Source organism: Sphingobium sp. LSP13-1-1.1, from assembly GCF_040676415.1.
GTDB lineage: Bacteria > Pseudomonadota > Alphaproteobacteria > Sphingomonadales > Sphingomonadaceae > Sphingobium.
The window spans coordinates 368,159-393,701 of sequence record NZ_JBEGHU010000023.1; the positions used below are offsets into that span (position 1 = coordinate 368,159).

Sequence of the window (25,543 nt, forward strand, 5' to 3'; positions counted from 1 at the left end):
AAAGCGGATCGCCCTTCCGTTGTCCTGTCATCGGATCGACAACGAACAAGGAGACGATCGATGAAAGTCCAATTCCTGATTGCTACCGCCGCTCTCGCTGCTCTCACCGCCGCGCCCGCCTCTGCCCAGTTGCTGGGTGGCGGTGGCGGCGGCATGCTCGGCGGCGGCCTGGGTGGCGCGCTGGGCGGCATGGGCGGCGTGGGCGGATCGCTGGGCGGTACGCTGAGCGGTTCGGGCGGCGTTGGCCTCGACCGCAGCATCGACCTGGAGAATGGCCGCGTCGGCGCCAGCGGTTCCGGCCATGGCAGCGGCAACGGTTCTGCCTCCGGATCGGTCAGCCGCCACGGCAAGAGCCACAGCGGCAACGCTTCGGGTTCTGCCAGCGGATCGGCAAGCGGCAGCCTGACGGCCGACACGCTTGGCACCGGCGACGTGCGCAACGCCGTGGGTGGCCTGCGCGACCAGGCCGGCAGCACCGTCGGCGCAGCGCGGGATCGCGCCGCCACAACCGCAGGCGAGGCCAGGGACCGCGCCAGCGCCACCGCAGGGGCAGCGCGTGACCACGCTGCCAATGCCGCGAATGACACCCGTACTGTAGCCGGCAATGCCGCGGGTAGCGTTGCGGGCGCCGCCAGCGGCGCGGCGAACAGCGCAAACGGCCTGGCATCCGTTGATGCTTCTGGGCAGCTGTCGGGCAGCGGACAGGCGTCCGGTTCAGGCAGTTCGACAAACTCGGATCAGGCGGCCAACTGACCTCGCCCGGAGGCGGCATGTCCCCGCCCGGCTTTCAGCCCTATTGCCGCCTCCCCGCCTGATCGAAGGCTGGCGATCCTCACCGGATCGCCAGCCTTCACGCTTTCTGAACCGGGCATCAAAAGCCTTTGATATAAATGGTTTAAGATGATCGCGCTTTTCATGGCGCGCCTAAAGGTCTAGATTGCACATCATAGGGTTCCTTCGGCCATGTCGAACGGAACCGAAGGTCGCCAAAGGTGCGTCGCGGCACCATATTGAAGAGATACGGTACGGAATGTCCGTTTCGGATTCCGATTTTGCTTCCAAGCGGCTTCATGATCGCCAGCGCAGACTGCTGAAGGCGCGCATGCGTCATCCAGATCATGGTGAGATCGACATATTGGTCCGCGACGTTTCGGAAATGGGCCTGGGCGGGCGGTGCGACCGCGAACTCGCCGTGGGAGAGAGCGTGGTCATCCTCCTGCCCGACTGCCGGCCTGCCCATGGTCGGATCGCGTGGCGCAAGCGGCAGAGCTTTGGCGTGCAACTGACGGCCGAGATCAATCCGGAGGCGGTCAGAAACCGCGTCACTATCGATCGGCCGACCGAAGGATATCATGTGCCTGACGCATTCCGTCCCTCGATCGAAACGAAACGGCCTGGCTTTCGGACGCGTGCACAGGGGCCGGACACCGATAATAAGTGGCGATGATTTCGCATCTTTCCGGAGCCGTCAGGTTCTGCCCGTCGCAGAACACATGAATGAAGAAGGCCGCCGATCCCACTGGAACCGGCAGCCTTTTCTTCCGTCGCTATGGTACGGTCAGGCGACCTTGGTCGCGAATTCCTCGGCTTCGTCGGGATCGCGCAGCACATAGCCGCGGCCCCATACGGTCTCGATGTAATTTTCCCCGCCGCAGGCCAGCGCCAGTTTCTTGCGCAGCTTGCAGATGAAGACGTCGATGATCTTGAGTTCGGGTTCGTCCATGCCGCCATAAAGGTGGTTCAGGAACATTTCCTTGGTCAGCGTCGTGCCCTTGCGGAGCGAGAGCAGCTCCAGCATCGCATATTCCTTGCCGGTCAGGTGGACGCGGTTACCGTCCACTTCCACGGTCTTGGCGTCCAGGTTCACCGCCAGCTTGCCGGTGCGGATAACCGACTGCGAATGCCCCTTGGACCGACGGACCACCGCATGGATGCGGGCGATCAGTTCCTCGCGATGGAAGGGCTTCGTCACATAATCGTCGGCGCCGAAGCCGAAGGAGCGAACCTTGCTGTCCATTTCCGCCACGCCGGACAGGATCAGCACGGGCGTCTGCACCTTCGCCGCACGGAGCTTCTTGAGCACGTCATAGCCGTGCATGTCCGGCAGGTTCAGGTCGAGGCAGATGATGTCGTAGTCGTAGAGCTTGCCGAGGTCGAGACCTTCTTCGCCCAGGTCGGTCGTGTAGACGTTGAACCCCTCGGTGGTGAGCATCAGCTCGATCGCCTTGGCCGTCGTCGGTTCGTCTTCGATTAGCAGCACGCGCATGTGAAGCCCCTTTGCGTAGCGGTTCCGTTCACCCCCAGAGAACGACGACCGCTCCAATTCATTAACCAAAAAACTTCTGAAGGACAAAGGTTAATTTTTCGCTAACCGGCAGAATTCCACGAGTCGTGCTATTTTGAATCTGTTTTCAACGTTTTGAACACGAAATGATTCAGATGGAGTCAATATGGATTCGTCTTTGAAACGAGAACTCAGCAGCCATGATGGCGGGTGAGGAAATCCAGCACCGCATCGACCCGCGCGGGCCGCAACCGCGACGGCGGCGTCACCAGATGGATGCCGATCGGCGGCGGCCGCCAGTCCACCAACAGTTCTTCCAGTTCACCAGCGGCCAGCGCTTGCCCGACGATGAAGTCGGGCAGACGGGCAATGCCGACCCCGGCACGCAGGGCCGGCAGCATCGCCTCGCCGCTGTTGACAGTCAGGCGGGCGCGTACCTGCACCACGACATTCTGCTGGCCCGGCCCCGAAAAGCGCCAGACCTCAGGCGTCGGCGTGTTGGAATAGCAGAGGCAATCATGGCTGCCCAGGTCGGACGGATGGGCGGGGCGTCCCCGTTCCGCCAGATAGGCGGGCGACGCCACCACATGCAGTTCGACATCGGCCAGGCGTCGGGCCCGAAGCGAACTGTCGGGCATGTCGGCGATGCGGATGGTGGCGTCCAGGCCCATTTCCACCAGGTCGATGCGTGCGTCGGAGAGGTGGAGGTCGATGTCGACCAGCGGGTTCTGCTTCGTGAACTCGGCAACCAGCGGTGCGATGCGGAGCAAGCCGAAGGTCATCGGCGCGCCGAGCCTGACAACGCCGGAAAGCTCGGCCGTTTCATCTCTGGCCGCTTCCTCCGCCGCCTGCCCCTCGGACAGGATGCGCGCCGCATGATCGGCCAGCCGCCTGCCGCTCTCAGTCAGCGCGAGGCGACGGCTGGTGCGGCTGAACAGGCTGGTGTCCAGATGCTGCTCCAGGCGCGTCACGGCCTTGGACACGGTGGCCTTGGACACGCTCAGTGCCTTGGCGGCGTCGGTGAAGCTGCGATGTTCGACCACGGCGGCAAACATCGCCCATGCCTCGAAATCCGGAAGACGCATAAGGAAACAATCCGTTTCAATGCTGCTTATTCAAGAAACGATCCTGATCGCTAGATGGGGATTAAGCAAGCCGGAACCGTCCGGCATCGCAATCGAAAGGCATTGATCATGAGTATGACAGTAGGGAGCCTGATAGAGCGTCGCCCCTTCGCGTCCCTCGGTCATGCCGATCATGGCTGGCTGAATGCGCGTCACCATTTTTCCTTTGGCGACTATCATGATCCAGGCCGCATGAACTGGGGCGCGATCCGCGTCTGGAACGATGATGAAATACGCCCCCGTTCGGGCTTCCCGCCGCATCCGCATGCGGACATGGAGATCATCACCTATGTCCGCAAGGGCGCGATCACCCATCAGGACAGCCTGGGCAACAGAGGTCGTACCGAGGCCGGCGACGTCCAGGTGATGAGCGCGGGCACCGGCATCCGCCATGCCGAATATAATCTGGAAGACGAGACGACGACCCTCTTTCAGATCTGGGTCATGCCGCGCTCCAAGGGCGGTCAGCCATGCTGGGGCGCCAAGCCTTTTCCGAAGGGCGACCGATCGGGCGGGCTGGTCGTTCTGGCAAGCGGCCACGCCGAGGATGGCGAGGCGTTGCGCGTCCGCGCCGACGTCAGGCTGCTCGGCGGAACCGTCAAGGCGGGCGAGAGCGTGACCTACGACAGTGCCGAGGGGCGCCACCTCTATCTGGTTCCGGCAACCGGCCGGATCGAGATTGACGGCCAGATTTTCGAGGCGCGGGACGGCGCTGCGATCATCGGCGGCGCGCCCATCGTCATCACCGCCATCGAGGACGCCGAAATCGTCCTGGTGGACAGCGAATAAGGCCCGCCCTTCCTCCCTCTGGGCAGGCCGAAAGGCCGCCTGCGCTCTTCCCCTCCCCCGGCGCAGGCGGCCAACTGTTTTGAAACCTTTTTATTAACAATGCATTAGATGAAATGGAGACGCACATGGCTAAAGTTCTGGTTCTCTACTACTCCTCCTACGGCCACATCGAGACGATGGCGAAGGCCGTGGCGGAAGGCGCCGCCGCCGCAGGGGCGCAGGTCGACATCAAGCGCGTGCCCGAAACGGCGCCGCTGGAAGTCGCGCAGGCTGCTCATTTCAAGCTCGATCAGGAAGCCCCGATTGCGAGCGTCGCCGATCTGGCCGACTATGACGCGATCATCGTCGGCACCGGCACCCGTTTCGGCCGCATGTCGAGCCAGATGGCGGCGTTTCTGGACCAGGCCGGCGGCCTTTGGGCACGCGGCGCGCTGAACGGCAAGGTGGGCGGCGCCTTCACCTCTACGGCAAGCCAGCATGGCGGACAGGAAACCACGCTGTTCTCGATCATCACCAACCTGCTGCATTTCGGCATGGTCATCGTCGGCCTCGACTATGGCTTTGCCGCGCAGATGGGCGTCGACAAGGTACGCGGGGGTGCGCCCTATGGCGCGACCACGCTGACCGGTGGCGACGGTAGCCGCCAGCCGGGCGAAGAAGAACTGGAAGGCGCGCGCTACCAGGGCCGCCGCATAGCGGAAACGGCGCTGAAGCTGCACGGGTAACACATCGCTGCGCCGTCTTGGCGGTGCAGTCGTTGAGAGCCTTGGGTCGCAGGGCATCAACGCAGAGGGAGCCGGCGCATTGGACTGCGCGTCGGCTCCCTTTCTGCATCCGGGATGCGACGGGACATGTCATTGCGGGTGCGCCCCATCATGGCTGCGGTCGACATGCAGCCTTCCTGAAGCAGGTCGATCAACTTCCTCCCTTCCCTCAGTCCCCCACCTTGCTCTATGGCGGGGACCGAATTTCCCAAGGGGAACGCCAACTTGATCCTTGACCTTGCCGCCGCCGCTTCGGGGGCCATCCGCTTCGACCAGCTCGGCCTCAGCCCGGTTGCCCTCGACCTCGGCTTCTTCACGCTGAAATGGTACAGCCTCGCCTATCTGGCGGGCATATTGATCGGCTACTGGTATCTGCTGAAGCTGATTGCCCAGCCCGGTTCCCCCATGGCGCGCCGCCATGCGGACGACATGATCTTCTATGCGACGCTGGGCATCATCATCGGCGGGCGGCTGGCCTATGTGTTCTTCTACCAGCCCGAAATCCTTCGCCATCCGCTCGACATCTTCAAGCTGTGGAACGGCGGCATGTCCTTTCACGGCGGCGCGGTCGGCGTGTCGCTCGGCATTCTCTACATGGCGCGCAAGGAAAAGCTCTCCTGGCTGCGCATCCATGATTTCGTTGCCTGCTGCGTACCGTTCGGCCTGTTCTTCGGCCGGCTCGCCAATTTCGTGAACGGGGAGCTGTGGGGCAAGGAAACCGATGTGCCCTGGGCGATCGTCTTCCCGACCGGCGGCCCCTTCCCCCGCCATCCCAGCCAGCTTTACGAGGCTTTCCTGGAGGGCATCGTGCTGTTCCTGATCCTTGCCTTTGCCTTCTGGAAAACCCGCGCGCGCTACAAGCCCGGCATGTTGGTGGGCATCTTCCTGCTCTGCTATGGCATCTTCCGCTTCGGGGTCGAATATTTCCGTGAAGCCGACGCGCAGCTCATGGAATTCGCGGCCCGCACCGGCCTGCACATGGGCCAGTGGCTGTGCGTGCCGATGATCCTGGGCGGCCTGTACCTGATCTTCACCGCCCGGAGCCGCCGCATACGCGTGGAACCGATAGCGGGCAGCGCGAGTGTCAGTTGAGCTGAGCCTGTCGGAACGCCTGGCGCGCCAGATCGCGTCAGGCGGACCGATTTCCATCGCCCATTATATGGCGGAGGCGAACCAGCATTATTACGGCACGCGGGACCCGCTGGGCGCCGCTGGCGACTTCACCACCGCGCCGGAAATCAGCCAGATGTTCGGAGAACTGGTGGGGCTGTGCCTGGCGGACGTCTGGATGCGGTCGGGCAGCCGGCCGGATATCGGCTATGTCGAACTCGGCCCCGGTCGCGCTACGCTCGCCTCCGACGCGCTACGGGCGATGGCCAGCATATCCTTCGTCCCCCGGGTCCATTTCGTGGAGACCAGCCCCAGCCTGCGTGAACGGCAAAGGACGCTGATCCCCAATGTCCTGCATCACGATGCCGTCTCCGGCCTGCCAGAACAGGGTCCGTTGCTGGTCGTCGCGAACGAATTTTTCGACGCCTTGCCCGTGCGGCAGATCGTGCGCAGCGGCGGGGAATGGCGCGAACGGGTGGTGATCTGCCCCGATCCGGACCAGCCCGATCGCTTCGCGCCCGTCACCGGCTATCGCCGCGTCGAATCGGGCATCCCGCCCCTTGCCACCGAAGCGCCGGAAGGTGCGATACTGGAGATGCCGCTGGCGGGCACGGCGATCGCGCTGGAACTCGCACACAGGATCGCGCGGCAGGGCGGCGCAGCTATCATCATAGACTATGGCTATGAGGGGCCGGCTCTGGGGGATACGTTGCAGGCGGTGCGCGCGCACCGTTTCGCGGACCCTTTCATCGAGCCGGGCGAAAGCGACCTCACCACCCATGTCGACTTCACCATGATCGGCAACATGGCGCGACAGGCAGGGCTGCGGGTGCTGGGACCGGTCGGTCAGGGCGCCTTCCTGCGTCAGCTCGGCATCGACGCCCGCGCCGATCAACTGGCCCGCACGACGCCGGCCCGCGCGGAAGAGGTGGAGGCAGCGCGCCTGCGGCTGACCGCCGACGATGCAATGGGAACGCTGTTCAAGGCGATGGCCTGGGTCCATCCCGATTGGGCTGAACCAGTGGGTTTTGAGGGATAGGCCTGGCCTGGCTTCCCTCAATCTTCCTGGTGATAGCGGCTCAGCCTGCGGATGAAGCCGATGAGGCCCGTCTGCCGGCTGCGCTTCATGCGCTCGGCATGCAGGATGGTCTGGACGCGCTGGAAACAATCGTCCGCATCCACATTGCACAGGACATAATCATAGCCGTCCCAATGCGCGATCTCTCCAGCGGCGCGGGACATGCGACCCTCGATCACCTCATTGCTGTCGGTCGCCCGTCCGCGCAGGCGACGCTCCAGTTCCTCCATCGACGGCGGCAGGATGAACACCCGCACCACGTCCCCGCCCGCAATCTGGTGGAGCTGCTGCGCGCCCTGCCAATCGATATCGAACAGAACGTCGCGGCCCGACTTCAACATCGCCTCCACCGCAGCGCGGGGCGTGCCATAGCGCTGGCCGAAGACATGCGCCCATTCCAGGAACTCATGATCGGCGGTCATGCGCCGGAATTCCTCCAGATCGACGAAATGATAATCCTTGCCGTCGACCTCTCCCGGCCGCATCGGGCGGGTCGTCGCCGACACGGACATGGCAAGATCCGGCTCGGCGGCCAGCAACTTGCGCGCAATGGTCGATTTACCGGCGCCGGACGGGGAGGAAAGAACGAACAGGACGCCGCGGCGCTTGAAATCGGGCGTCTCTATGGAGCTGCTGTCGGCCATGGCCGCTCTTGGCGCCATGGACGGGATTTGGCAAGGGGGACTCTGTCGCGCCGTCAGCCCTTGCGAGCCTTGCGCGCCTCCTCGATCAGGATGGGCGGCGGGCTGGCGTCCGGCAGGGCCTTGGCCATGCGCTTGCGATCCGCCTCGCGCTTCGCCTCATAGACCTTGCCGGCCATATAGGCGCCGGTCACGAACAGCGTGCCCATGGGATGGCGCATGATGAGCCGTTTTGCGCCCATGCCCGCCAACAGGCCGATCACGCCCTTCTTGCCGGTATCGGCGGCCACACGCGCAGCAACGACGGTCGCGCCGACGCGGGCTACCTTTCTCAGCAGCCCGTCCTTGCGGGGCGAGCGGACGGCGATGACGGGCTTGTCAGACGATTTTTTCCTCATGGGACATGAATGTACCGCAGCGCGTCGGGTTCCACCATGGTGATGTGGATCAAACCATATTTTCCGGTCGAACAAGCCGGTCGAAGCTTGCCTCGTCGACCAGCCCCAGTTGCAGGCCCGCCTCCTTCAGCGTCAGCCCTTCGGCATGCGCATGTTTCGCGATCCTGGCGGCATTGTCATAGCCAATCTCCGGCGCCAGCGCAGTGACCAGCATGAGCGAGCGGTCGACCAGCTCGGCAATCCGCCTCTCATTCGCCTCCAGCCCATCGATGCAGCGTTCGGCAAAGCTCTTCATCCCCACGCTCAGCAGATGGATCGACCGCAGCACCGCAGCGCCGATCATCGGCTTGAAGACATTGAGTTCCAGATGCCCCTGCAGGCCGCCTACCGTCGCCGCCTGGTGATTGCCGATCACCTGTGCGGCGACCATGGTCAGCATCTCGCACTGGGTGGGATTGACCTTGCCCGGCATGATAGAGCTGCCCGGCTCATTGGCCGGCAGGTCGAGTTCGCCAAGGCCGGAGCGCGGCCCGCTGCCGAGCAGGCGGATGTCATTGGCGATCTTGGTCAGCGCCACCGCCAGCGTCGCGAGGGTAGAGGACAGATGGACCAGCGGGTCATTGGAGGCGAGTGCCTCGAACTTGTTGTCGGCGGCCCGGAACGGCAGGCCGGTCAGCGCAGCGATCTCCTTCGCCACCGCCACGTCGAAGCCCTTGGGCGCATTGAGGCCGGTGCCGACCGCCGTACCGCCCTGCGCCAGCGCCATCATGCCGTGCATGGCCGCCGGCTCGATCCGCTTACGGCCGCGGTAGAGTTGATGGACATAGCCGGAAAATTCCTGACCCAGCGTGAGCGGCGTCGCGTCCTGCAAATGCGTGCGGCCGATCTTGACGATGCCGTCCCAGGCCTTCGCCTTGGCGTCGAGCGCGGCGTGGAGCCGGTCGAGCGCCGGAAACAGTTCCGCCGTTACGGCCCGCGCCGCCGCGATGTGCAGGGCGGTCGGAAAGCTGTCATTGGACGACTGGCCCATGTTCACATGGTCGTTGGGGTGGACGGGGCTCTTGCCGCCGCGCCTGCCCGTCATGCCCTCGTTGGCGATGCCGGCGATCACCTCATTGACGTTCATGTTGGATTGGGTACCGCTGCCGGTCTGCCAGATGACGAGCGGGAACTGGTCGTCATGCCTGCCTGCGACGACCTCGGCCGCGGCAGCCTCTATGGCATCGGCCAAGCCCGACTCAAGCCCGTGGCCGCGATTCACCCGCGCCGCCGCCTGTTTCACGATGGCCAGCGCATGGATGATGCCGATCGGCATGCGTTCGCCCGCGCCGAAGGGAAAATTCTCGATGCTTCGCTGGGTCTGCGCGCCCCAATAGGCGCTGGCCGGCACGTCAATGGCGCCGATGCTGTCGGTTTCGATGCGGCTGTCGTTCAAGTCGGGCACTCCCATGAAATCGCCGGAGTGCCGTCAATCTGGGGAGGCTCGACCCGTTATTCCAGCCTTATTTCTTCTTGCCGAAGTCAACCGTCACGACGTTGGAGCCGTCCTCCGTCGTCACCTGCGGCGCGTCATTTTCCGCCTCTTCATGCGGTTCTGGGGCAATGTCGGCCTGCGCCTGGAACTGAAGCGCGAAATTCACCGCCGGATCGACGAAGGCGGTGATCGCGGCGAACGGAATCGTCAGGTGCGCCGCCACCTGGTTGAAGGTCAGGCTGACCCCGAATTCGTCGTCACTGACCTTCAGATCCCAGAATTTGTTCTGGAGCACGATGGTCATTTCGTCGGGAAAGCGCTCGACCAGATGGCGGGGAATATCCACTCCGGCCGCCTGAGTCTTGAAGGTGATGTAGAAATGATGCGTCCCCGGCAGGCCACCGGACCGCTCGATCTCACCAAGCACGCGGCCAACCACTGCGCGCAGGGCCTCCTGCACGATTTCATCATAGGGAATCAGGCTGTCGGGCAGGTCGTCGCTCATGCGCCAATGTCCTAACGGCGCAGCGGCGCGGGTCAAGTCCGCGCCAAAGATTGCCCGAGCACATTGCAAGACGGGCACAGTGCGCTATAGGGCGCAGCCATGCGCACGGCCGACATTCACCGCAATACTGCGGAAACGCAGATCGACGTGACCGTCAACCTGGACGGCACCGGCATCTATACCGTTTCGACGGGCATTGGCTTCCTGGATCACATGATCGAGCAGCTGTCTCGTCATTCGCTGATCGACATGGACGTGAAGACGGTCGGCGACCTGCATGTGGACCAGCATCACACTACCGAGGACACGGCGATCGCCATTGGCGAGGCGGTGGCGAAGGCGCTTGGCGACAAACGCGGCATTTCCCGCTACGGCAGCGTCTATTCCCCGATGGACGAGACGCTGACCCGCGTGTCGCTGGACATTTCCGGCCGCCCCTGGCTGGTGTTCAAGGTGGGCCTCACCGTCCAGAGCATCGGGGAATGGGACAGCGAGATGGTGGAGCATTTCTTCCACAGCTTCGCCCAGGCCGCCGGGATCACGCTGCACATCGAAAATCTCTACGGCAGCAACAATCATCATATCGTCGAAAGCTGCTTCAAGGGCCTCGCCCGCGCGTTGCGGCAGGCGGTGGAGATCGACCCGCGCAAGGCAGACGCCATTCCCTCGACCAAGGGGATGCTGTGACCGCGCTTGCCCTGATCGACTATGGCGCGGGCAACCTTCATTCGGTGCATAACGCCCTGCGCAAGGCGGGGGCGGATCACGCCGTCATCACCGCCGATCCGGAAGTCGTAACCAGGGCGGATCGCATCGTCCTGCCCGGCGTCGGCGCCTTCCGCGCCTGCCGCGACGCGCTGGTCGCGATCCCCGGCATGGTGGAGGCGATGAACGAAGCCGTCCACAAGCGCGGCGTGCCTTTCCTGGGCGTGTGCGTGGGCATGCAGTTGCTGGCCGATGCCGGGGAAGAGTTCGGCTGCCATGAAGGCCTGGGCTGGATAGCCGGCACCGTCAGGCTGATCGAGCCGAGCGCCCCCGCGATCAAGGTGCCGCACATGGGCTGGAACGACGTGATGCTGCGCGGCACGCCGCCGCTGCTACATGCGGGCGAGGCCTATTTCCTGCACAGCTATCATTTCGAAGCGGCCGACCAGGCGGATGTCGCCGCCGTCACCGATCATGGCGGGCCGCTGGTCGCCGCGGTGGCGCGCGACACGATCATCGGCTGCCAGTTTCACCCGGAAAAGAGCCAGAGCTATGGCCTTTCCTTCCTGTCCCGTTTTCTGGATTGGCGTCCCTGAAACCGCCGAGGATAATATGAGCCTGATCGTCTTCCCCGCCATCGACCTCAAGGGCGGCCAGGTCGTCCGCCTGGCCGAGGGCGACATGAACCGCGCCACCGTCTATGGCGACGATCCAGCCGCCCAGGCGGTGCTGTTCGCGCAAGCGGGCGCGCAGCATCTGCATGTGGTGGACCTGGACGGCAGCTTTGCGGGCCGCGCGGTCAATGCCGAGGCTGTCGAGGCGATCGTCGCGGCCTTTCCCGGCCATGTGCAACTGGGCGGCGGCATCCGCAATCGGGAGGCGGTGGAACGCTGGTTCGACCTCGGCGTATCGCGCATCGTCATCGGCACGGCGGCGCTCAAGGATCCGGACTTCGTCAAGGCGGCCGCGCGGGACTTCCCCGGCGGGATCGTGGTGGCGGTGGATGCGCGCGACGGCTTCGTCGCGACCGATGGCTGGGCGGAGAAGTCCGACATGCCGGTGGTCGACCTTGCCCGCCGGTTCGAGGATGCGGGCGTGGCCAGCCTGCTGTTCACCGATGTCGGCCGCGACGGCCTGCTCAAGGGCTGCAATATCGACGCGACCGTCGATCTGGCCCGCGCCACCGACATTCCGGTGATCGCCAGCGGCGGCGTCGCCGGGATCGCGGACATTCGCGTGCTGAGCCTGCATGCCGACGAGGGCATTGAGGGCGTGATCACGGGCCGCGCGCTCTATGACGGGCGGCTGGACCTGAAGGCCGCGCTGGCGGTGGCGCAGGCGGCGGCATGACTGTCCGCACCCGCGTCATCCCCTGCCTGGACGTCGCCAATGGCCGCGTGGTCAAGGGCGTGAACTTCATCGATCTGCGCGATGCGGGCGATCCGGTCGAGCAGGCAAAGATCTATGACGCGGCGGGTGCGGACGAGCTCTGCTTCCTCGACATCACCGCCACGCATGAGGCGCGCGGCACGATCATCGACGTGGTCCGGCGCACGGCGGAGGTCTGCTTCATGCCGGTGACCGTGGGTGGCGGCGTGCGCAGCCCGGAGGATGCCCGCGCCTTGCTGCTGGCCGGCGCGGACAAGGTCGCGGTGAACAGTGCGGCGGTCGCCCGGCCGGAGGTGGTGGCCGACATTGCCGACCGCTTCGGCAGCCAGTGCATCGTCGGCTCGGTCGATGCGCGACGGGTGGGCGACGGCCGTTGGGAAATCTTCACCCATGGCGGCCGCAAGCCCACCGGCATCGATGCGCTGGAGCATGCGGTGCGTCTTGCCGAACTGGGCGCCGGCGAACTGCTGGTCACGTCCATGGATGGGGACGGCACCAAGGCGGGCTATGACCTTGCCCTTACCCGTACCATCGCCGACGCGGTGTCGGTACCCGTGATCGCCAGCGGCGGCGTGGGCACCCTGCATCATCTGGTCGAAGGCGTTGTCGAGGGGCATGCCAGCGCGGTGCTCGCGGCCTCCATATTTCACTTCGGTCAACATAGCATTGCTGAAGCGCATCAGGCGCTGGCTGCCGCGGGCATCGCCGTTCGGGCCACCTGATCGACCCGGTTGCTCCGAAAATGTCGGTTGCCTTTACATTAACCAATGAAGGCAGATCGGTATTAACCATGACGGCCCCGCGAGGCCTGCAATTCGCTCGAATGGCACGATGCCTGCATCTCTTCGCCCACCTGACCTAATCAACAGCGGGGTGAAGATGATGAATGTGAACAAGCTGCTTCTGGCCGCCGGCGTGGTCGCTCTGATGGGTGCGGCGGCTCCGGCGGAAGCGACGTGGTGCTGGGGCAAGAAGTGCGGCGGTTCCAGCAGCTCCGGCGGCGGTTCGTCGTCCGGCGGCGCGCCGACGCCAGTGCCCGAACCGGAGCAGATGGCGCTGTTCGGCCTTGGCGCCGCAGCGCTCGGCGCACGGGTTTTCGTTGCCCGGCGCAAGCGCAAGTAAATTTTCGTTTGACGGCTCGCGCGCGTGGCGCTTCATGGCGCCATGCGCGCGACCCTTTTCGACCTTGAACGAACCATCCGTCAAAGGCGGAAGGCCGATCCCGACCAGTCCTATGTGGCGAGGCTGACCGCACGCGGCCGGGCCAAGATCGCGCAGAAGGTCGGCGAGGAGGCCGTGGAGACGGTGATCGCCGCCATGGCGTCGGATCGCGACGGAGCGATAGGCGAAAGCGCAGACCTGCTGTTCCACCTGCTGGTGCTGCTGGCCGATCTCGACATTTCCCTGGACGATGTGCTGGACGAACTCGACCGGAGAGAGGGCGTGTCGGGCATCGCCGAAAAGGCTTCCCGCACGGCCGACTGATCGCCCGTCGGGAAAGATATTGCGGCTTTGGCGTTTGTCCGTCAGCCTCTCAGCCATTGAGAGGACAGGAGGGCATATGTTCAAGACCCTGTTGGGCGGCCTGATCGGCGGCGTCACACTCTATATTGTCGGTTTCATCTTCTGGGGGACGCCGCTCAGCGCCCTCGCCTTTCACCGTGCGGAGGCCGCCGCGGGCAGCAACCTGCAGGCCGCCCTCGCGCAGGCGCTGACGCCATCCGGCACCGGCGTCTATGTGATTCCCGATCCGTCCACCGCCCAGGGCACCATCCTCTATGGCAAGGGTCCGGTCGCAACGATCTTCTACAATAATGGCGGATTTCCCGTGACTGACGCCAGCGCGCTGATCGGCGGCCTGATCCTGGCGCTGGTCGTCGGCGTCATCATCGCGCTGATGCTGCGGTTCGTGGACGCAGACAGCAGGATGAGAGCAACGGTCCTGTTCGCGCTGGCGGCGGTGCTGTGGCTGCATATCGGCCAGGCCGTGTTCAACCATGCGCCGTGGGGCTACATTCTTTATCTGGCCTTCAGCGATTTCGTCGCCCTGGTCGCGGCGGGACTGGTTGCCGCGAAAATCATGGAAAGCCGGCATGCGCCCGAAGCCCAATCTGTGAACCCCGATACGGTGCATTAGAGCGATTTCCAAGCGATCGGAACCGATCGCTGGTTAAGAAATCGCGGAAAACAAGGAAACCAGAGCGGGGATCTGATTCAATCAGATCGAAATCCGCTCTAAAGGGTCGGGCTATAGCCCCCGGCCCCCATCGCCTCTTCCGCCAGGCGGATCATGCATTCCGCATGTCGGCGGGCAACGGCCATTCGATCCTCGCCATAGCCGCCGCCCATGGTGCTGGCCAGCGGAATAGCGCGACTGCGCGCGCAGCGCATCACGGCGCGGTCCCGGCGGTCCAGCCCTGCGTCGCTGAGCGCCAGCCGCCCCAGCCGGTCATCCACATGCGGGTCGACGCCGGCCTGATAGAGGATCAGGTCAGGCTGGAAATCGTCGAGCGTTCGCGGGAAAACCTTCATCAACGCATCCATATAGGCCTCATCGCCCGTTCCATCGGGAAGGCCGATATCAAGTGTCGAGCGAGCCTTGCGCACGGGGAAATTCCGTTCCGCATGGATGGAGAGGGTGAAGATTTCGCTCCGTCCCCCAGTCATCACCGCCGTACCGTCGCCCTGATGGACGTCGAGGTCGAGGATCAATATGCGGTTCACCCCCCGCTCCTCGATCAGCCGGTGGGCGGCGATGGCAAGGTCGTTGAACACGCAATATCCCGCCCCACTGTCGGGCAGCGCGTGATGGCTGCCGCCCGCCGCATTGGCAGCATAGCCATGCTGCATGGCGAGCCGCGCCGCCAGCCACGTGCCGCCGGGCGACAGCATGGAGCGGCGCGACACCCGCTCCGTCACGGAAAAGCCGATGCGCCTTTCCTTTTCCCGAGGAACAGTCTGCGTCGCCACCTCTTCGACATAGGCCGGATCGTGAACCGCCTCTATCCACGCGCGCGGCATCGGGGCGGGTTCATGCACGGTAAAGGCTGTCGCCGCCATGCTCAGCGCTTCCATCACAAGCCCATATTTGTCGAAGCGAAAGGAACTGCCCTCTGTTGCCGGAGAGACATAAGCCGGATGGTGAACGACATGCAGCATCATCTTATCCGCTATCTTCGAGTTTGAACGATGCGGGCTTTGCGCTATCTGGTCCAGCATGAACCGTCCCGAATTGATCCGTTTTTCCATTATTTCCCTCCTGAGCGCTGTCGCGAGCCCGACAGTGGCGCAGCCGCCGACGGTCGCGCCGACCATCCCGGCGCCCTCGTCTCAACCGCCGGCGCCTCAGGTGATACTGCCGCCCGCGATGGTGACGCCGCCGCCCGTGCCACTACCGCAACCGACGGCAGCGCAGGAAAAATGGCTGAACGACTGGCTCAGGGGTGGCGCGGTTCAGGGGCTGATGGCGCGAGCCAGAGCGACCGAGACGCTCAAGGGCGATGCCCTTCTGTCCGCCGTGCTGGATCGAGCGAAGGCGTTGAGCACGGGCCGCGTGGACACCGCCGATTTCCTGGAGATCTGGGCTTTGCGGCCGGCGCGCTTCGATCCTCGCCCCGGCCTTGCCAAGGCGATCAGCGAGGACAGGCTGCCGCAATGGGCGCTCAGCCTGACGCCGCCCTATGCCGGCTATGACGGACTTCGCAAGGGCCTGGCCAATTACGAGCGGATTCGCGACGCGGGAGGCTGGCCGACCCTGACGGCGCACTCCTCCCCCGACGTCGTGCGCGCGCGCATCGCGATCGAGGACAAGAGCGTCACGCCCACCGAGAAGCTGGTTGATGTTCTGCAGCGGGCGCAGCGGCGCTATGGTCTCAATCCCACCGGCCTGCTCGACGCGCGGACGCTCAAGGAATTGAACGTGCCGGTGGACGACCGCATCGCCGCGATCATGGCGAATATGGAACGCTGGCGCTGGATGCCCCGCGAGTTGCCGGTTAACCGGGTGCAGGTGAACATCGCCGCGGCGGTGCTGACAGTGTTCGAGGGTGATGAACCCGTGACGTCGATGCGCGCCGTCACCGGCGCGCCGGACAATGCGACGCCGATGCTGTCGTCCAGCATCCATTCGATCGTCGTCAATCCGCCCTGGAACGTCCCCGCCTCCATCGCGAAGCGCGAATTGTGGCCCAAGGGGCGCGCCACGCTGATCCGGCAAGGCTACAAGATTGTCGGCACGCCGGAGACTGGCGAGCGGATAGTGCAGCCGGCGGGCCCCAACAGCGCGCTCGGCCGGTTGAAGTTCGACTTCAACAACCCGTTCGCCGTCTATCTGCACGATACGCCGTCACGGGCGAAGTTTTCGAGCTATGACCGATTGGCGAGCCATGGCTGCATCCGCCTGGAAAAGCCCGTTCCGTTGGCGGAACTGATGGTGGCCGGCAATCCCGATCTGGCGGGCAAGATCCAGTCGCTGATCGATACCGGCAAGACCCAGAGGGTGTCGCTGCCCAAGGAAGTGGCCGTGTACCTGCTCTACTGGACAGCCTTTGCCGGCAATAATGGCACGATGAGCTTCCGTTCCGATCCCTATGGCTGGGACAAGCTGCTGGCCGAGAAGATCGAAGCGTCCAGCCGCCGCGTGGATCCGACCGCCGCGCCCGCCACCTCCATCGCATCCAAGGATTGATCTTCATGCGCAAATTCGCCCTTGTCGCCCTCGCCGGCACGCTCGTCCTCGCCGCCTGCGGCAAGAAGGAGGAAGAGGCGCCAGTGACCAATAATCTGGTCGAGCCGCCTGCGGAGAACGTCATCCAGGAAGAACCCGTCGCGCCGGCGCCCGAGCCGAGCAACAATGCCGCGCCGGAACCCGCGCCGCCGCCCAGCATTTCCGAACAGCAGCAAATCGAGGACGATGCCGCCGCGACCGGCATGACCGCGCGCCTCGGCGGAGACGAAGGCGCCAACGCCACGGAATAGGACCCGGCGTCCCCTTCGCGATCGCCCCGCCCCGAAAAGGAGGCGGGACGGCGGTTTTACGGTCATTGCCGGGACTGACGGCGGGGACGACACTGCCCCGCCCTTGGACTGGCGCTGCTCCTTTGCTATATTGCGATTCATGGATCGTCGCAGTTTTACCAAGCTCGCTTTGAGCGGGCTGGCTTTTTCGTTTCTGGCCGACAGTGCGGGGCGCGCCGCTCCGCTGGGCGAAATGCAGCCGCAACCGGCTGTTCCCCCTGCGCCACGCCCGGCATCGACCGGACCGCTCGCTACCCAGCCCTATGCACAACTGCTGGAGCGCGCAAAGGCTGCTCTGGATCAGCACGGTCACATGTTCACCCTGCGCGACCGGGTCGCACTGGCCGATTTCAACGCGCCGTCACGCGAATTGCGCTTCCATGTCGTCGATCTGATCGGCGGCCAGACAAGCTCCTATCTCGTCGCCCATGGCCGCGGTTCCGACCCGGAACATTCGGGCTGGCTCCAGAGCTTTTCCAATGAGCCCAATTCGATGGCGAGCAGTTCCGGTGCCTTCAAGACCAGCGAAATCTATGAGGGCCAACATGGCCGGGCAATGCGCCTGGCGGGCCTGGATCCCCAGAACAACAATGCGGAAATGCGCGCCATCGTTGTACATGGCGCCGATTATGTCAGCGAAAACCATATCGCCACCTGGGGCAAGATTGGCCGCAGCGAGGGCTGTTTCGCGCTTGCCCGCCATATGCTGCCGCAATTTATCGGCCTGATGGGTCCCGGTCGCCTGCTCTATGCCGACAAGATCGTGGGCATAGCGGCTTGAAGCGGGACTGACCTGGTTGAAATACGGCCTGCTCCCGCGACCCGCGCTACGGCGCAAGCCGATGCGGGAGCACGACTGAACCAAAGTACGAAAGCGGCGTCAGCCCGCTTTCGTACCCGTCATCGCCTCGATCGAGGGCTTGTTCATCGCATCGATGGTGCCGTCGCTCAGCATGGCCTTGCCCATGGTCAGCGCCTCGGCGGACAGGGCCGGGTCGTTTGCGGTCTGGCTGGCACCGATCAGCGCGGACAGCAGGATGTTCCGGGACACCGCATCCTTGCCATTTTCCGCGACTGACTTGCGCGCGAGGGCAAGGGCCTCCTCATAGAGCGGGTCCGCAGCCGTCTTGTCACCGCCGACCAGCTTCTGATTGCCCATCTGGATCAATATGCCAGCGAAGATATTGCGGCTGGCGGCGTCGGTCGGCTTCGCTTCCGCCAGCTTGCGCCAATAGGGCGCGGATTCGGTGTAAAGCGCGATCACCTTGTCCATCCGACCAAGCGCGCCCTGCGCCGCCGCATCTGCATAAAGCGCATTGGCGAGGAAATTCACATTGTCGATCCTGGCGGGATCGGCCTGCACCGCCGTGCGGATGGCGGGCAGTGCGGCTTCATATTTCGCGGCGGCGGCGGCATTGTCGCCAGCCTGCTGCGCGGTCTGTCCGGCGGTGAAATCAGTTACGGCCTGGTTGAAGGCGGCGATCTGTGCCGAGCTCATCTGCCCCGCGGCGGGAGCGGCCTGGGCCGCCTGCTGGGCCAGCGCAGGGGCCGATAGCGCAAGCGGCGCGGACAGGGTGATCAGGGCAAAGAGGGAAAAACGGGACAGCAAGATGGCGCACTCCTCGGTCATGCAACGAATGCGGGCGCGAGGGGATGGCCCGCCTGTTGATATTGAACGAAGACGCCGCGTCATTCCCACCCGGTCAGGCGCGAGTCGTCTCACAAAAGGCTCGTGCCATGGCAAATTCGTGCCTGCGCTGCGCTGACCGGGCCGCCGCCTCCTTGTCCTCGCCCCATTGTTCGACTTCCCATGCTTCGTCGATCTCGGCAGCCGTCCAGATCAGGTCGGCATCGTGGCCGCCCTCCACCACCGCCAGACCACAGACCAGCGAGCCGGACAGCGTCACCAGCGTCGAAAGGCCTGCAAGGGTGAAAGGATCAAAGGCCGTCACGACCCCCGTCAGCCGTGCCAGCGTCTCGTCGGGCTGAGCGACCGGAATGATACCCTGCGTCACCCGAAAGGCGACGTCGTAGCGCGCCATGGCCCATTCCAGCAGCGGGTCCCAGGCCGCCGACTCCCGGACGACAAGCTCCGTCGGACCTTCCGCGCGATAGCAGAGCAGGTCGCTCTCGGCATAGCGGGCAATCCCAGCGGCAAAGCTCTCCCGATTGGGCGCGATCTGGTCGATGGCCCCGTTGGCGAGGCCGGTGAACGGCATGGACCGGGGGTCGACCACATCGCCCTGCGCGCGCCATTCTTCCGCAACCGCTTCGGCAAGCCTATGGGTGGGCAACGCCAGCGGCTCACGAGCCGGCGTACGGACCGGGCGGCCGTCTAGGCGGATTTCAAAACCGGATTCGCCCGCAACGACGGCAGCATCCTGGTAGAAGCGTTTCATGATTGCGGCGGTTTCCTGAACAATGCGAGCAGCAGGCGCGGAACTATGACGAACTGGAACAGGCCGACGATGACGAAGATCGCGCCCATGGCCTTCGCCCTGTTTCCCTGCACCCAATGAAAGCGCTGCATCAGCACGAGAAAGCCGAACATCACCAGCAGCGCGCCCGACAGCCGGAACAGGCCAAGCGCGAAGAAGCGCTGGCGGGCGACCCGGTCCGGGTCCACGGGCGGAACGGGCGGAACGGGCGGCGTGCCTGTCATCGGGCATCCATATGGCAAGCGTGGATATGGCCGCGCAGTTCGGCGCTGTCCATGGCAACGCTGTGCGCCCCTGCGCTGACCAGTTCCTGCGGCGTGTGATAGCCCCAGCCGACGCCCAGAGCGCGCGTACCGGCAGACAGCGCCATGTCTATGTCGAAGCTGGTATCGCCGATCATCACCGTGCTTTGGGGCGTTGCCCCCGCCTCTGCCATGGCGGTAAGCAGCATGGAGGGATGCGGCTTGGAGGGATGGCGATCGGCGGTCTGCAACGTCACGAAATGGGCGTGGATGCCATGATGCCCAAGGCAGAGTTGCAATCCGCGGTCCGATTTGCCGGTAGCCACGCCCAGCAGCCAGCCATCGGCATCCAGTTCGCGGATCAGTTCCGCAATGCCGGGATAAAGGGGTTCCGACACCGCATTTTCGTGGCGAAGCTGCTGGAATGCCAGCTTGTAGCGGTCCGACAGATGATCATGATAATCGACCTCCGCATCGGGAAGCAGGCGCGCCATGGCTAGCGGAAGCGAAAGGCCGACCACCGACAGGATCGTCGCGCGATCCGGCGCGACCAGATTTTCGCCCTCGAATGCGCGGATCATGGCCGCGCAGATGCTGTGCTGGCTGTCGACCAGCGTGCCATCGCAATCGAATACGGCGAGCTTGTTGGTCATGACTTCCTGCGCGGCGCTCCGCCAGAACCACGCGCCCGCCGTTCGCCCTTGCGGTCCTTGCGGATCTGCTTGGCGTGGGCGCGGGCCGCCTTCTTCTCATCCTCCCGCGTGGGCGCGCGGGCGATTTCCTCGTCCAGCGGCAGGTCACCGGCGGAGAAGTCAAAGCCCAGCGAGGCAAGGCTGGCGGCAAAATGATCGGGCAGGTCGGCGCGCACGTCGACCCGGCCACCGTCGGGATGATCGACCCGGATGCGACGGGCGTGAAGGTGCATCTTGCGGCTGATCGTGCCGCTCAGAAAGGCCTCCTTGCCGCCATATTTGCCGTCGCCGACGATGGGATGGCCGATCGCCGCCATATGGACGCGCAACTGATGGGTGCGACCGGTATAGGGTTGCAGTTCGACCCAGGCGGCACGATTGCCCGCACGCTCGATCACGCGATAGCGCGAGCGGGAGGGAAGCCCCTCCTCCTCATCCACATGCATCTTCTCGCCGCCGGTGCCCGGCTGCTTGGCGATGGGCAGTTCGATCATGCCATCCTCGATGGAGGGCACGCCCATGACGATGGCCCAATAAACCTTGCGCGCCGTACGGCTGGAAAAAGCCTTGGCGAAGAAGGCGGCCGAGCGGGCCGTGCGCGCGATGAGCAGCGCGCCGGACGTGTCCTTGTCCAGCCGGTGGACAAGCTTGGGCCGCTGGTCAAGGTCGAACTCCAGCGCGTCGAGCAGGCCGTCGACATGATCTTCCGTCTTCGTGCCGCCCTGCGTGGCAAGACCGGGCGGCTTGTTGATGACGATGGCCTGCGCGTCGCGATGGATGACGAGCCCCTGGGCAAAGGCCGCCTGATCGTCCGTCAGTTGCGGGCGGACGCGTCTGGGCTTCGCGGTTTCGGGGGCCTTGGGCTCGGCAGGAGGGACACGGATGGTCTGTCCCTCGGCGACGCGGTCGCCCGGCGCGGCACGGGCGCCATCGACGCGCAACTGGCCAGTGCGCGCCCAGCGGGAGACGCTGTTGAAGCCGATGTCGGGCAGATGCCGCTGGAACCAGCGGTCGAGCCGTATGCCATCGTCATCCGCCGCCACGCGGAACTGCCGCACGTCCAGCGACACGCCCTTCGCCGGCGAAGAGGCGGCGGGCCGGGCGGCGGGCTTTGCCCCGGACGCCTTGGCGGCCGGCGCCTTTGCAGCGGATCGGGCGGCAGCCTTGGGCGCATCTGGCTTGCGGGCGCGAGCGGCCTTCGCCGCGCCGCGCGCACGGCCCGGAGCCGCAGCGCCCGGTTTGCGAGGGCCAGAGCCCTTGGCGGGAGGTCGGCCCTTCATGCGATGCTCCTCATAAAGGCCAGGCCGCCGGCCAACGCGCCCACCGCACCGATGACGGAAAGGACCACATAGGCGAGCGCGACGCCCATCTGCCCGCGCTCCATCATCAGCACGGTTTCCAGGCTGAAGGAAGAAAAGGTGGTGAAGCCGCCGAGCAGACCGACCGCCAGCAGCAGACGGATCGGCTCGCCCGCCGAGGTGTTGAAGCGCGCCAGCCACCCGGCGAGCAGGCCCATGGCGAACCCGCCAACGACATTTGCGGCGAACGTCCCCCATGGCCAGGACGCACCGGGCATCATGTGGAAAGCAAGACGCCCGGTCAGATAGCGCAAGGCCGATCCGACAGCGCCCCCTGCCATGACGAGAAAGATATTGGTCATGCCGCCCGCCCTAGAGCATTTTTGCAAGGCTTGGAAAGCGGTCATTGGCCTGAGGATGGCCACCGCGCTCATGAAGTGGATGGCAGCAGCGGCAGCTATGGGTGATGGCGAACTGAATCGTATCAGCCTGCCAAACGTCCTTGGTCAGCCGGAGTGAGGATTTGGTAATTCAAGTTTGCGTAGATAACGAACAACTTATCGAAGTGGGCCTGTTTGTTGAGAATGATCATCATCGCCTTGGCTGTCGCCGGGTGTAGCGGTTCGTCTGGCAAGGATATGCTGCCCCGAGACACAAGCTTCGGCACATTCTCCGGTGATGGCCCGTTCTTCATCAAAGAGGGAGACAAAACAGTCTTCAGCAGCCCCGGCGCAACCGACTATGTTGCCGTTATGGAACGAACGGATGCACCTGATGACAAGGTTATCGTCTATCGGTCCGCGAATGTCCTGAGAGAAGATAGATATCAGTTTGGTTGGACCCACACCAATATAACGGACCTGAAAAGCGGGATATCCATTCAATATTCTGGCCCGCCAAGGCATCGAGAGACGCTGATAATCAGTGGATCCGCAAAATCTCGTGGAACAACGGTTTATCTTGGCAAGCGTGAAGATACGGTTCTTGATGAAAAATGCCATATCTGGTCCTTCGACGGAACCGATCGGTATAGTGATAAATGTTTGACGGACGATGGGATTGTTCTTTGGCAGAAAAATTATGATCGCCGAGGGTCAATCGAAAGGCATTACAGGGCGGTTTCATTGGTTCGCCGCGCTTTGGGCCGAGATGAGCTTTCTGTTCCTGTCGACCTGCTGGAATGGCCCACATGGATGGCTCCCCTCGATCCGGATGCGAAGCACGGCCCCAATGACCAGGTCATCCTTTATGGGCGAAACGCCTGGAACGGAGCGTCAAAGGCGCAAATGATAAGACGCTTGGGAGACAACATCGCGACCTGGAAATGGGAACAGCGAAATCTCCGACAGATGCTGCTGAAATGGCCCGGCGCTATGGTGCGGTTCGACAGCGATGAAGACGGGGTTCCACTTGAACTTGCGATATCGCGAACCGGAGGAAGTTTGCTGTACTCACCTTCGAAATGGGAGGCCGAAAATCCCAGGAAATCCGAGTTTATTCGCGGCTACAGCTGTAGTTGGCGAACGACCATCCGTGCTTCCGAAGGCGACACCCGTGAGTGCAGGACAGCTAACGGCATGCTGCTGAAAAATGCCGACCGATATATCAGCCAAGTGACGGAGCTGACCGCCGCCTCCGCTTCCGTCGGCAAGCTGACAGAAGCTGATTTTCGACCGCCCGCCAAATGGCTGACCTTGGGTTTCTGGGCTACCCCGATTGTATCATCGCAGAAGTGAAATTTGAATCCACCCGACAATGGCCAAAAACACTCCCGACAAACGCATCAAGGCGTCTCGGTTTCGGCAGCTTTGGGCGCGGGCACCTTGTCCTTGGCGCTCAGCACGGTAGCGGGCGGACCTTTCTCTATCGCCACCGCCAGTTGGCCCACAGCCGCGCAATTGGCCTTGCACAGCCCTTGTGCCTGCGCGAGATTCTCCTTTGCCTTGGCAATGGCGCCCTTCTCGACCATCGCCTCGCCCTGGCCGACCAGGGCGGCGACGTCATTGGGCTCCAACAGCAGCGCTTCGCGATACAGCCGGATCGCCTTGCCTTGCAGCCCCTGCGCCCGCGCCACTTCGGCCAGTTCGATATAGGCCATGCGGTTGCGCGGATCGACGGCCAGCGCGCTTTCCAGTGCATCCGTGGCACCCTGATAATTACCCGTCTTGCGCGCCGCTTCCCCCGCCTTCTGCCATTCGACGGACAGCGGTGAAATCTGCGAATCCGGCCGTTGCGTCAGCCCAACGCTGGAAACGGTGGTCAACAATAGTGCCAGGGCGATCGAGGCGGGGGTAAAACGCATGCACAACTCCAGCCATGTTTCAGGCGCTGATTCCGTCCAAGTCTCGCGATTTTGCGGGCGCTTGTCCATCGACTCTTTCACGCTGCCCGTCGCAGCCGCGCGAAATAGAAACCGTCCGTCCCGTCATGCCCCGGCGTCAGCAGCAATCCGTCGCCATGGGGCCGGCCCATCGGCGCATCGAAGGGTTCGGCCCTCCATCCAACATGCCGTGCCAGGAATGCCCGCACCTGATCCCGCCCCTCCCGGTCCGTCAGCGCGCAGGTAGCGTAGACCAACAAGCCGCCCGGCGCCAGCAAGGGCGCGGCAAAATCCAGTATCCGCGCCTGCTCCGCCACCAGCCGGTCGAGCCGCGCGGGAGTCAGCCGCCAGCGCGCCTCCGGATTGCGGCGCCAGGTGCCGGTGCCCGAACAGGGCGCATCGACCAGCACCACGTCTGCACGGCCGTGCAGACTTTCCAGCGCGCCCGCCTCATGCCCCTGATCCAGCAGCAGCGTCTCGATGAAGGTGGCCCCTGCCCGCTCCGCCCGCGGATCAAGCCGCGAAAGCCGCGATCGGATGGTGTCGGCGGCGATCAGCATGCCCTTGCCCGCCATGGCGCTCGCCAGCGCCAGCGTCTTGCCCCCTGCCCCGGCGCAGAGATCGATCACGGTCATCCCCGGCTGCGCCCCGCAAGCGGCGGAGATCAACTGGCTCCCGACATCCTGCACCTCGACCTGCCCCCATTTCCAGGGGTCGCTCTGCTCGACCGGCGCACCTTCGGGCAGGCGCAGCGCGTCGGGCAGGCCGGATAATCTCACTGCATCGGGATAGAGCGGCGCAACCCTGTCAGGATCGGCCTTCAACCTGTTGACGCGCAGATCGACGGGCGCCCGGCCCAACAAGGCGTCCCGTTCCACGGGCGCCGCCAGCAACGGGTCGATCCAGCGGGGCACGACGCCCGCCGCCGATCCCGCTTCATCATCGGCAATCGGCGCCGGCGCATGGGTCGATCCGTCGAACAGCGCGGCCAGTTCCGGACGCTCGCGAGCCAGCCCGACCATCGCGGCGCGCCCATTGTCCGGACGCTCCGCCACGCGGCGCACCGCGTCATAGACATGGTCGCGCACCACCCGCCGGTCGCGCGACCCGGCATAGCGCCGATCCTTGAAATAGCGCGCGATCAGCGTGTCGGCGGCCGGGCCGCCATCCCGCGCCGACGATATGATGGCGTCGAGCAGTTCGATCGCGGCCTGGACTCGCGCGGACGGGGTCATGCGCCACGCCTCCGTCCCGCGAGGGGATCAGCATTCAAAAT

32 protein-coding genes are annotated in these 25,543 nt (G+C 64.4%); 17 read left to right on the forward strand and 15 right to left on the reverse strand.

Annotated features, from left to right (window positions below; translation table 11 throughout):
- Positions 1-60: 60 nt before the first annotated feature.
- Together MRBLSP13_RS13820 and MRBLSP13_RS13825 are read left to right on the forward strand one after the other, a co-directional pair.
- Positions 61-753 (forward strand): hypothetical protein, encoded by a 693-nt coding sequence (locus MRBLSP13_RS13820; RefSeq protein ID WP_363755033.1) that lies wholly within the window; start codon positions 61-63, stop codon positions 751-753.
- A 349-nt stretch (positions 754-1,102) separates the two neighbouring features.
- Entirely contained in the window at positions 1,103-1,447 is a 345-nt protein-coding gene (locus MRBLSP13_RS13825) for a hypothetical protein (protein ID WP_363755035.1), read from the forward strand.
- Positions 1,448-1,558: 111 nt separating this feature from the next.
- Here MRBLSP13_RS13825 and ctrA read toward each other — a convergent pair whose 3' ends face one another.
- Complete coding sequence (ctrA, locus tag MRBLSP13_RS13830) at positions 1,559-2,266, reverse strand: response regulator transcription factor CtrA (RefSeq protein WP_025549663.1); 708 nt, start codon at positions 2,264-2,266, stop codon at positions 1,559-1,561.
- A gap of 209 nt (positions 2,267-2,475) precedes the next feature.
- The gene (locus MRBLSP13_RS13835) at positions 2,476-3,369 is read right to left on the reverse strand and encodes a LysR family transcriptional regulator (protein ID WP_363755037.1); all 894 of its coding nucleotides are present in this window, start codon (positions 3,367-3,369) and stop codon (positions 2,476-2,478) included.
- A 108-nt stretch (positions 3,370-3,477) separates the two neighbouring features.
- Here MRBLSP13_RS13835 and MRBLSP13_RS13840 point away from each other — a divergent pair, with 108 nt between their 5' ends.
- The 4 genes from MRBLSP13_RS13840 to MRBLSP13_RS13855 all read left to right on the forward strand — a co-directional run bounded on the left by MRBLSP13_RS13840 (position 3,478) and on the right by MRBLSP13_RS13855 (position 7,110).
- Positions 3,478-4,197 (forward strand): pirin family protein, encoded by a 720-nt coding sequence (locus MRBLSP13_RS13840; RefSeq protein ID WP_363755039.1) that lies wholly within the window; start codon positions 3,478-3,480, stop codon positions 4,195-4,197.
- 125 nt (positions 4,198-4,322) lie between these two features.
- Complete coding sequence (gene wrbA / locus MRBLSP13_RS13845) at positions 4,323-4,922, forward strand: NAD(P)H:quinone oxidoreductase (protein ID WP_363734482.1); 600 nt, start codon at positions 4,323-4,325, stop codon at positions 4,920-4,922.
- Positions 4,923-5,150: 228 nt separating this feature from the next.
- A complete protein-coding gene (lgt, locus tag MRBLSP13_RS13850) occupies positions 5,151-6,053 on the forward strand; it encodes a prolipoprotein diacylglyceryl transferase (RefSeq protein WP_363734481.1) in 903 nt (300 codons plus the stop codon).
- Positions 6,043-7,110, forward strand: a complete 1,068-nt coding sequence (locus MRBLSP13_RS13855; RefSeq protein WP_363755041.1) for a class I SAM-dependent methyltransferase — start codon at positions 6,043-6,045, stop codon at positions 7,108-7,110. Before lgt ends, MRBLSP13_RS13855 begins: the two co-directional genes overlap by 11 nt.
- Positions 7,111-7,127: 17 nt before the next feature.
- Here the strand turns inward: MRBLSP13_RS13855 and gmk are convergent, their stop codons facing one another.
- The 4 genes from gmk to MRBLSP13_RS13875 are packed head-to-tail and all read right to left on the reverse strand — an operon-like array spanning position 7,128 to position 10,167.
- Entirely contained in the window at positions 7,128-7,793 is a 666-nt protein-coding gene (gene gmk, locus MRBLSP13_RS13860; RefSeq protein ID WP_363734479.1) for a guanylate kinase, read from the reverse strand.
- A gap of 53 nt (positions 7,794-7,846) precedes the next feature.
- Positions 7,847-8,188 (reverse strand): hypothetical protein, encoded by a 342-nt coding sequence (locus tag MRBLSP13_RS13865; RefSeq protein ID WP_363734478.1) that lies wholly within the window; start codon positions 8,186-8,188, stop codon positions 7,847-7,849.
- Positions 8,189-8,237: 49 nt separating this feature from the next.
- Positions 8,238-9,638: a class II fumarate hydratase gene (gene fumC / locus MRBLSP13_RS13870; RefSeq protein ID WP_414714715.1), complete on the reverse strand. Its 1,401-nt coding sequence runs from the start codon at positions 9,636-9,638 to the stop codon at positions 8,238-8,240.
- Positions 9,639-9,690: 52 nt separating this feature from the next.
- Positions 9,691-10,167: an SspB family protein gene (locus MRBLSP13_RS13875; RefSeq protein ID WP_133652345.1), complete on the reverse strand. Its 477-nt coding sequence runs from the start codon at positions 10,165-10,167 to the stop codon at positions 9,691-9,693.
- Positions 10,168-10,266: 99 nt separating this feature from the next.
- On the opposite strand from MRBLSP13_RS13875, the gene hisB reads away from it, so the two are divergent.
- From hisB to MRBLSP13_RS13910, 7 genes are all read left to right on the forward strand, one after another.
- The gene (gene hisB / locus MRBLSP13_RS13880) at positions 10,267-10,854 is read left to right on the forward strand and encodes an imidazoleglycerol-phosphate dehydratase HisB (RefSeq protein ID WP_133652346.1); all 588 of its coding nucleotides are present in this window, start codon (positions 10,267-10,269) and stop codon (positions 10,852-10,854) included.
- Positions 10,851-11,468 carry an imidazole glycerol phosphate synthase subunit HisH gene (gene hisH / locus MRBLSP13_RS13885; RefSeq protein ID WP_363755045.1) on the forward strand — a complete coding sequence of 206 codons (618 nt, stop codon included), beginning with the start codon at positions 10,851-10,853 and terminating at the stop codon, positions 11,466-11,468. Before hisB ends, hisH begins: the two co-directional genes overlap by 4 nt.
- Before the next feature lie 16 nt (positions 11,469-11,484).
- A complete protein-coding gene (gene hisA / locus MRBLSP13_RS13890; RefSeq protein WP_363755047.1) occupies positions 11,485-12,222 on the forward strand; it encodes a 1-(5-phosphoribosyl)-5-[(5-phosphoribosylamino)methylideneamino]imidazole-4-carboxamide isomerase in 738 nt (245 codons plus the stop codon).
- Positions 12,219-12,983, forward strand: coding sequence for an imidazole glycerol phosphate synthase subunit HisF (gene hisF / locus MRBLSP13_RS13895; protein ID WP_133652348.1), 765 nt, complete (start codon positions 12,219-12,221; stop codon positions 12,981-12,983). The genes hisA and hisF overlap by 4 nt, the downstream gene beginning before the upstream one ends.
- 160 nt (positions 12,984-13,143) lie before the next feature.
- Entirely contained in the window at positions 13,144-13,383 is a 240-nt protein-coding gene (locus MRBLSP13_RS13900; protein WP_363735353.1) for a PEP-CTERM sorting domain-containing protein, read from the forward strand.
- A 42-nt stretch (positions 13,384-13,425) separates the two neighbouring features.
- Complete coding sequence (locus tag MRBLSP13_RS13905) at positions 13,426-13,746, forward strand: phosphoribosyl-ATP diphosphatase (protein WP_363755049.1); 321 nt, start codon at positions 13,426-13,428, stop codon at positions 13,744-13,746.
- A gap of 76 nt (positions 13,747-13,822) precedes the next feature.
- Positions 13,823-14,398, forward strand: coding sequence for a hypothetical protein (locus tag MRBLSP13_RS13910; protein ID WP_363734475.1), 576 nt, complete (start codon positions 13,823-13,825; stop codon positions 14,396-14,398).
- A gap of 98 nt (positions 14,399-14,496) precedes the next feature.
- Here MRBLSP13_RS13910 and MRBLSP13_RS13915 read toward each other — a convergent pair whose 3' ends face one another.
- A complete protein-coding gene (locus MRBLSP13_RS13915) occupies positions 14,497-15,420 on the reverse strand; it encodes a histone deacetylase family protein (protein ID WP_363735352.1) in 924 nt (307 codons plus the stop codon).
- 58 nt (positions 15,421-15,478) lie between these two features.
- On the opposite strand from MRBLSP13_RS13915, the gene MRBLSP13_RS13920 reads away from it, so the two are divergent.
- The 3 genes from MRBLSP13_RS13920 to MRBLSP13_RS13930 all read left to right on the forward strand — a co-directional run bounded on the left by MRBLSP13_RS13920 (position 15,479) and on the right by MRBLSP13_RS13930 (position 18,058).
- The gene (locus tag MRBLSP13_RS13920; protein WP_363734474.1) at positions 15,479-16,948 is read left to right on the forward strand and encodes a L,D-transpeptidase family protein; all 1,470 of its coding nucleotides are present in this window, start codon (positions 15,479-15,481) and stop codon (positions 16,946-16,948) included.
- A 5-nt stretch (positions 16,949-16,953) separates the two neighbouring features.
- Positions 16,954-17,238 (forward strand): hypothetical protein, encoded by a 285-nt coding sequence (locus MRBLSP13_RS13925; protein WP_363734473.1) that lies wholly within the window; start codon positions 16,954-16,956, stop codon positions 17,236-17,238.
- 139 nt (positions 17,239-17,377) lie between these two features.
- Positions 17,378-18,058 carry a murein L,D-transpeptidase catalytic domain family protein gene (locus MRBLSP13_RS13930; RefSeq protein WP_363734472.1) on the forward strand — a complete coding sequence of 227 codons (681 nt, stop codon included), beginning with the start codon at positions 17,378-17,380 and terminating at the stop codon, positions 18,056-18,058.
- Positions 18,059-18,157: 99 nt separating this feature from the next.
- Here MRBLSP13_RS13930 and MRBLSP13_RS13935 read toward each other — a convergent pair whose 3' ends face one another.
- The 6 genes from MRBLSP13_RS13935 to crcB all read right to left on the reverse strand — a co-directional run bounded on the left by MRBLSP13_RS13935 (position 18,158) and on the right by crcB (position 22,309).
- Entirely contained in the window at positions 18,158-18,907 is a 750-nt protein-coding gene (locus tag MRBLSP13_RS13935) for a hypothetical protein (RefSeq protein WP_363755051.1), read from the reverse strand.
- A gap of 73 nt (positions 18,908-18,980) precedes the next feature.
- Positions 18,981-19,676, reverse strand: a complete 696-nt coding sequence (locus MRBLSP13_RS13940) for an ATP12 family chaperone protein (RefSeq protein WP_363755053.1) — start codon at positions 19,674-19,676, stop codon at positions 18,981-18,983.
- Positions 19,673-19,939, reverse strand: a complete 267-nt coding sequence (locus MRBLSP13_RS13945; RefSeq protein WP_363734469.1) for a hypothetical protein — start codon at positions 19,937-19,939, stop codon at positions 19,673-19,675. Before MRBLSP13_RS13945 ends, MRBLSP13_RS13940 begins: the two co-directional genes overlap by 4 nt.
- Entirely contained in the window at positions 19,936-20,610 is a 675-nt protein-coding gene (locus MRBLSP13_RS13950; protein ID WP_363734468.1) for an HAD-IA family hydrolase, read from the reverse strand. The genes MRBLSP13_RS13945 and MRBLSP13_RS13950 overlap by 4 nt, the downstream gene beginning before the upstream one ends.
- A complete protein-coding gene (locus MRBLSP13_RS13955; RefSeq protein ID WP_363755055.1) occupies positions 20,607-21,929 on the reverse strand; it encodes an RluA family pseudouridine synthase in 1,323 nt (440 codons plus the stop codon). The genes MRBLSP13_RS13950 and MRBLSP13_RS13955 overlap by 4 nt, the downstream gene beginning before the upstream one ends.
- Positions 21,926-22,309 carry a fluoride efflux transporter CrcB gene (gene crcB / locus MRBLSP13_RS13960; protein ID WP_363755057.1) on the reverse strand — a complete coding sequence of 128 codons (384 nt, stop codon included), beginning with the start codon at positions 22,307-22,309 and terminating at the stop codon, positions 21,926-21,928. The genes MRBLSP13_RS13955 and crcB overlap by 4 nt, the downstream gene beginning before the upstream one ends.
- Positions 22,310-22,531: 222 nt before the next feature.
- On the opposite strand from crcB, the gene MRBLSP13_RS13965 reads away from it, so the two are divergent.
- Positions 22,532-23,683, forward strand: a complete 1,152-nt coding sequence (locus tag MRBLSP13_RS13965) for a hypothetical protein (RefSeq protein WP_363755059.1) — start codon at positions 22,532-22,534, stop codon at positions 23,681-23,683.
- Between the two features lie 47 nt (positions 23,684-23,730).
- Here the strand turns inward: MRBLSP13_RS13965 and MRBLSP13_RS13970 are convergent, their stop codons facing one another.
- Positions 23,731-24,249: a tetratricopeptide repeat protein gene (locus MRBLSP13_RS13970; RefSeq protein WP_133652360.1), complete on the reverse strand. Its 519-nt coding sequence runs from the start codon at positions 24,247-24,249 to the stop codon at positions 23,731-23,733.
- Between the two features lie 77 nt (positions 24,250-24,326).
- Positions 24,327-25,502, reverse strand: coding sequence for an RsmB/NOP family class I SAM-dependent RNA methyltransferase (locus tag MRBLSP13_RS13975; RefSeq protein WP_363755061.1), 1,176 nt, complete (start codon positions 25,500-25,502; stop codon positions 24,327-24,329).
- Positions 25,503-25,543: the final 41 nt, after the last annotated feature.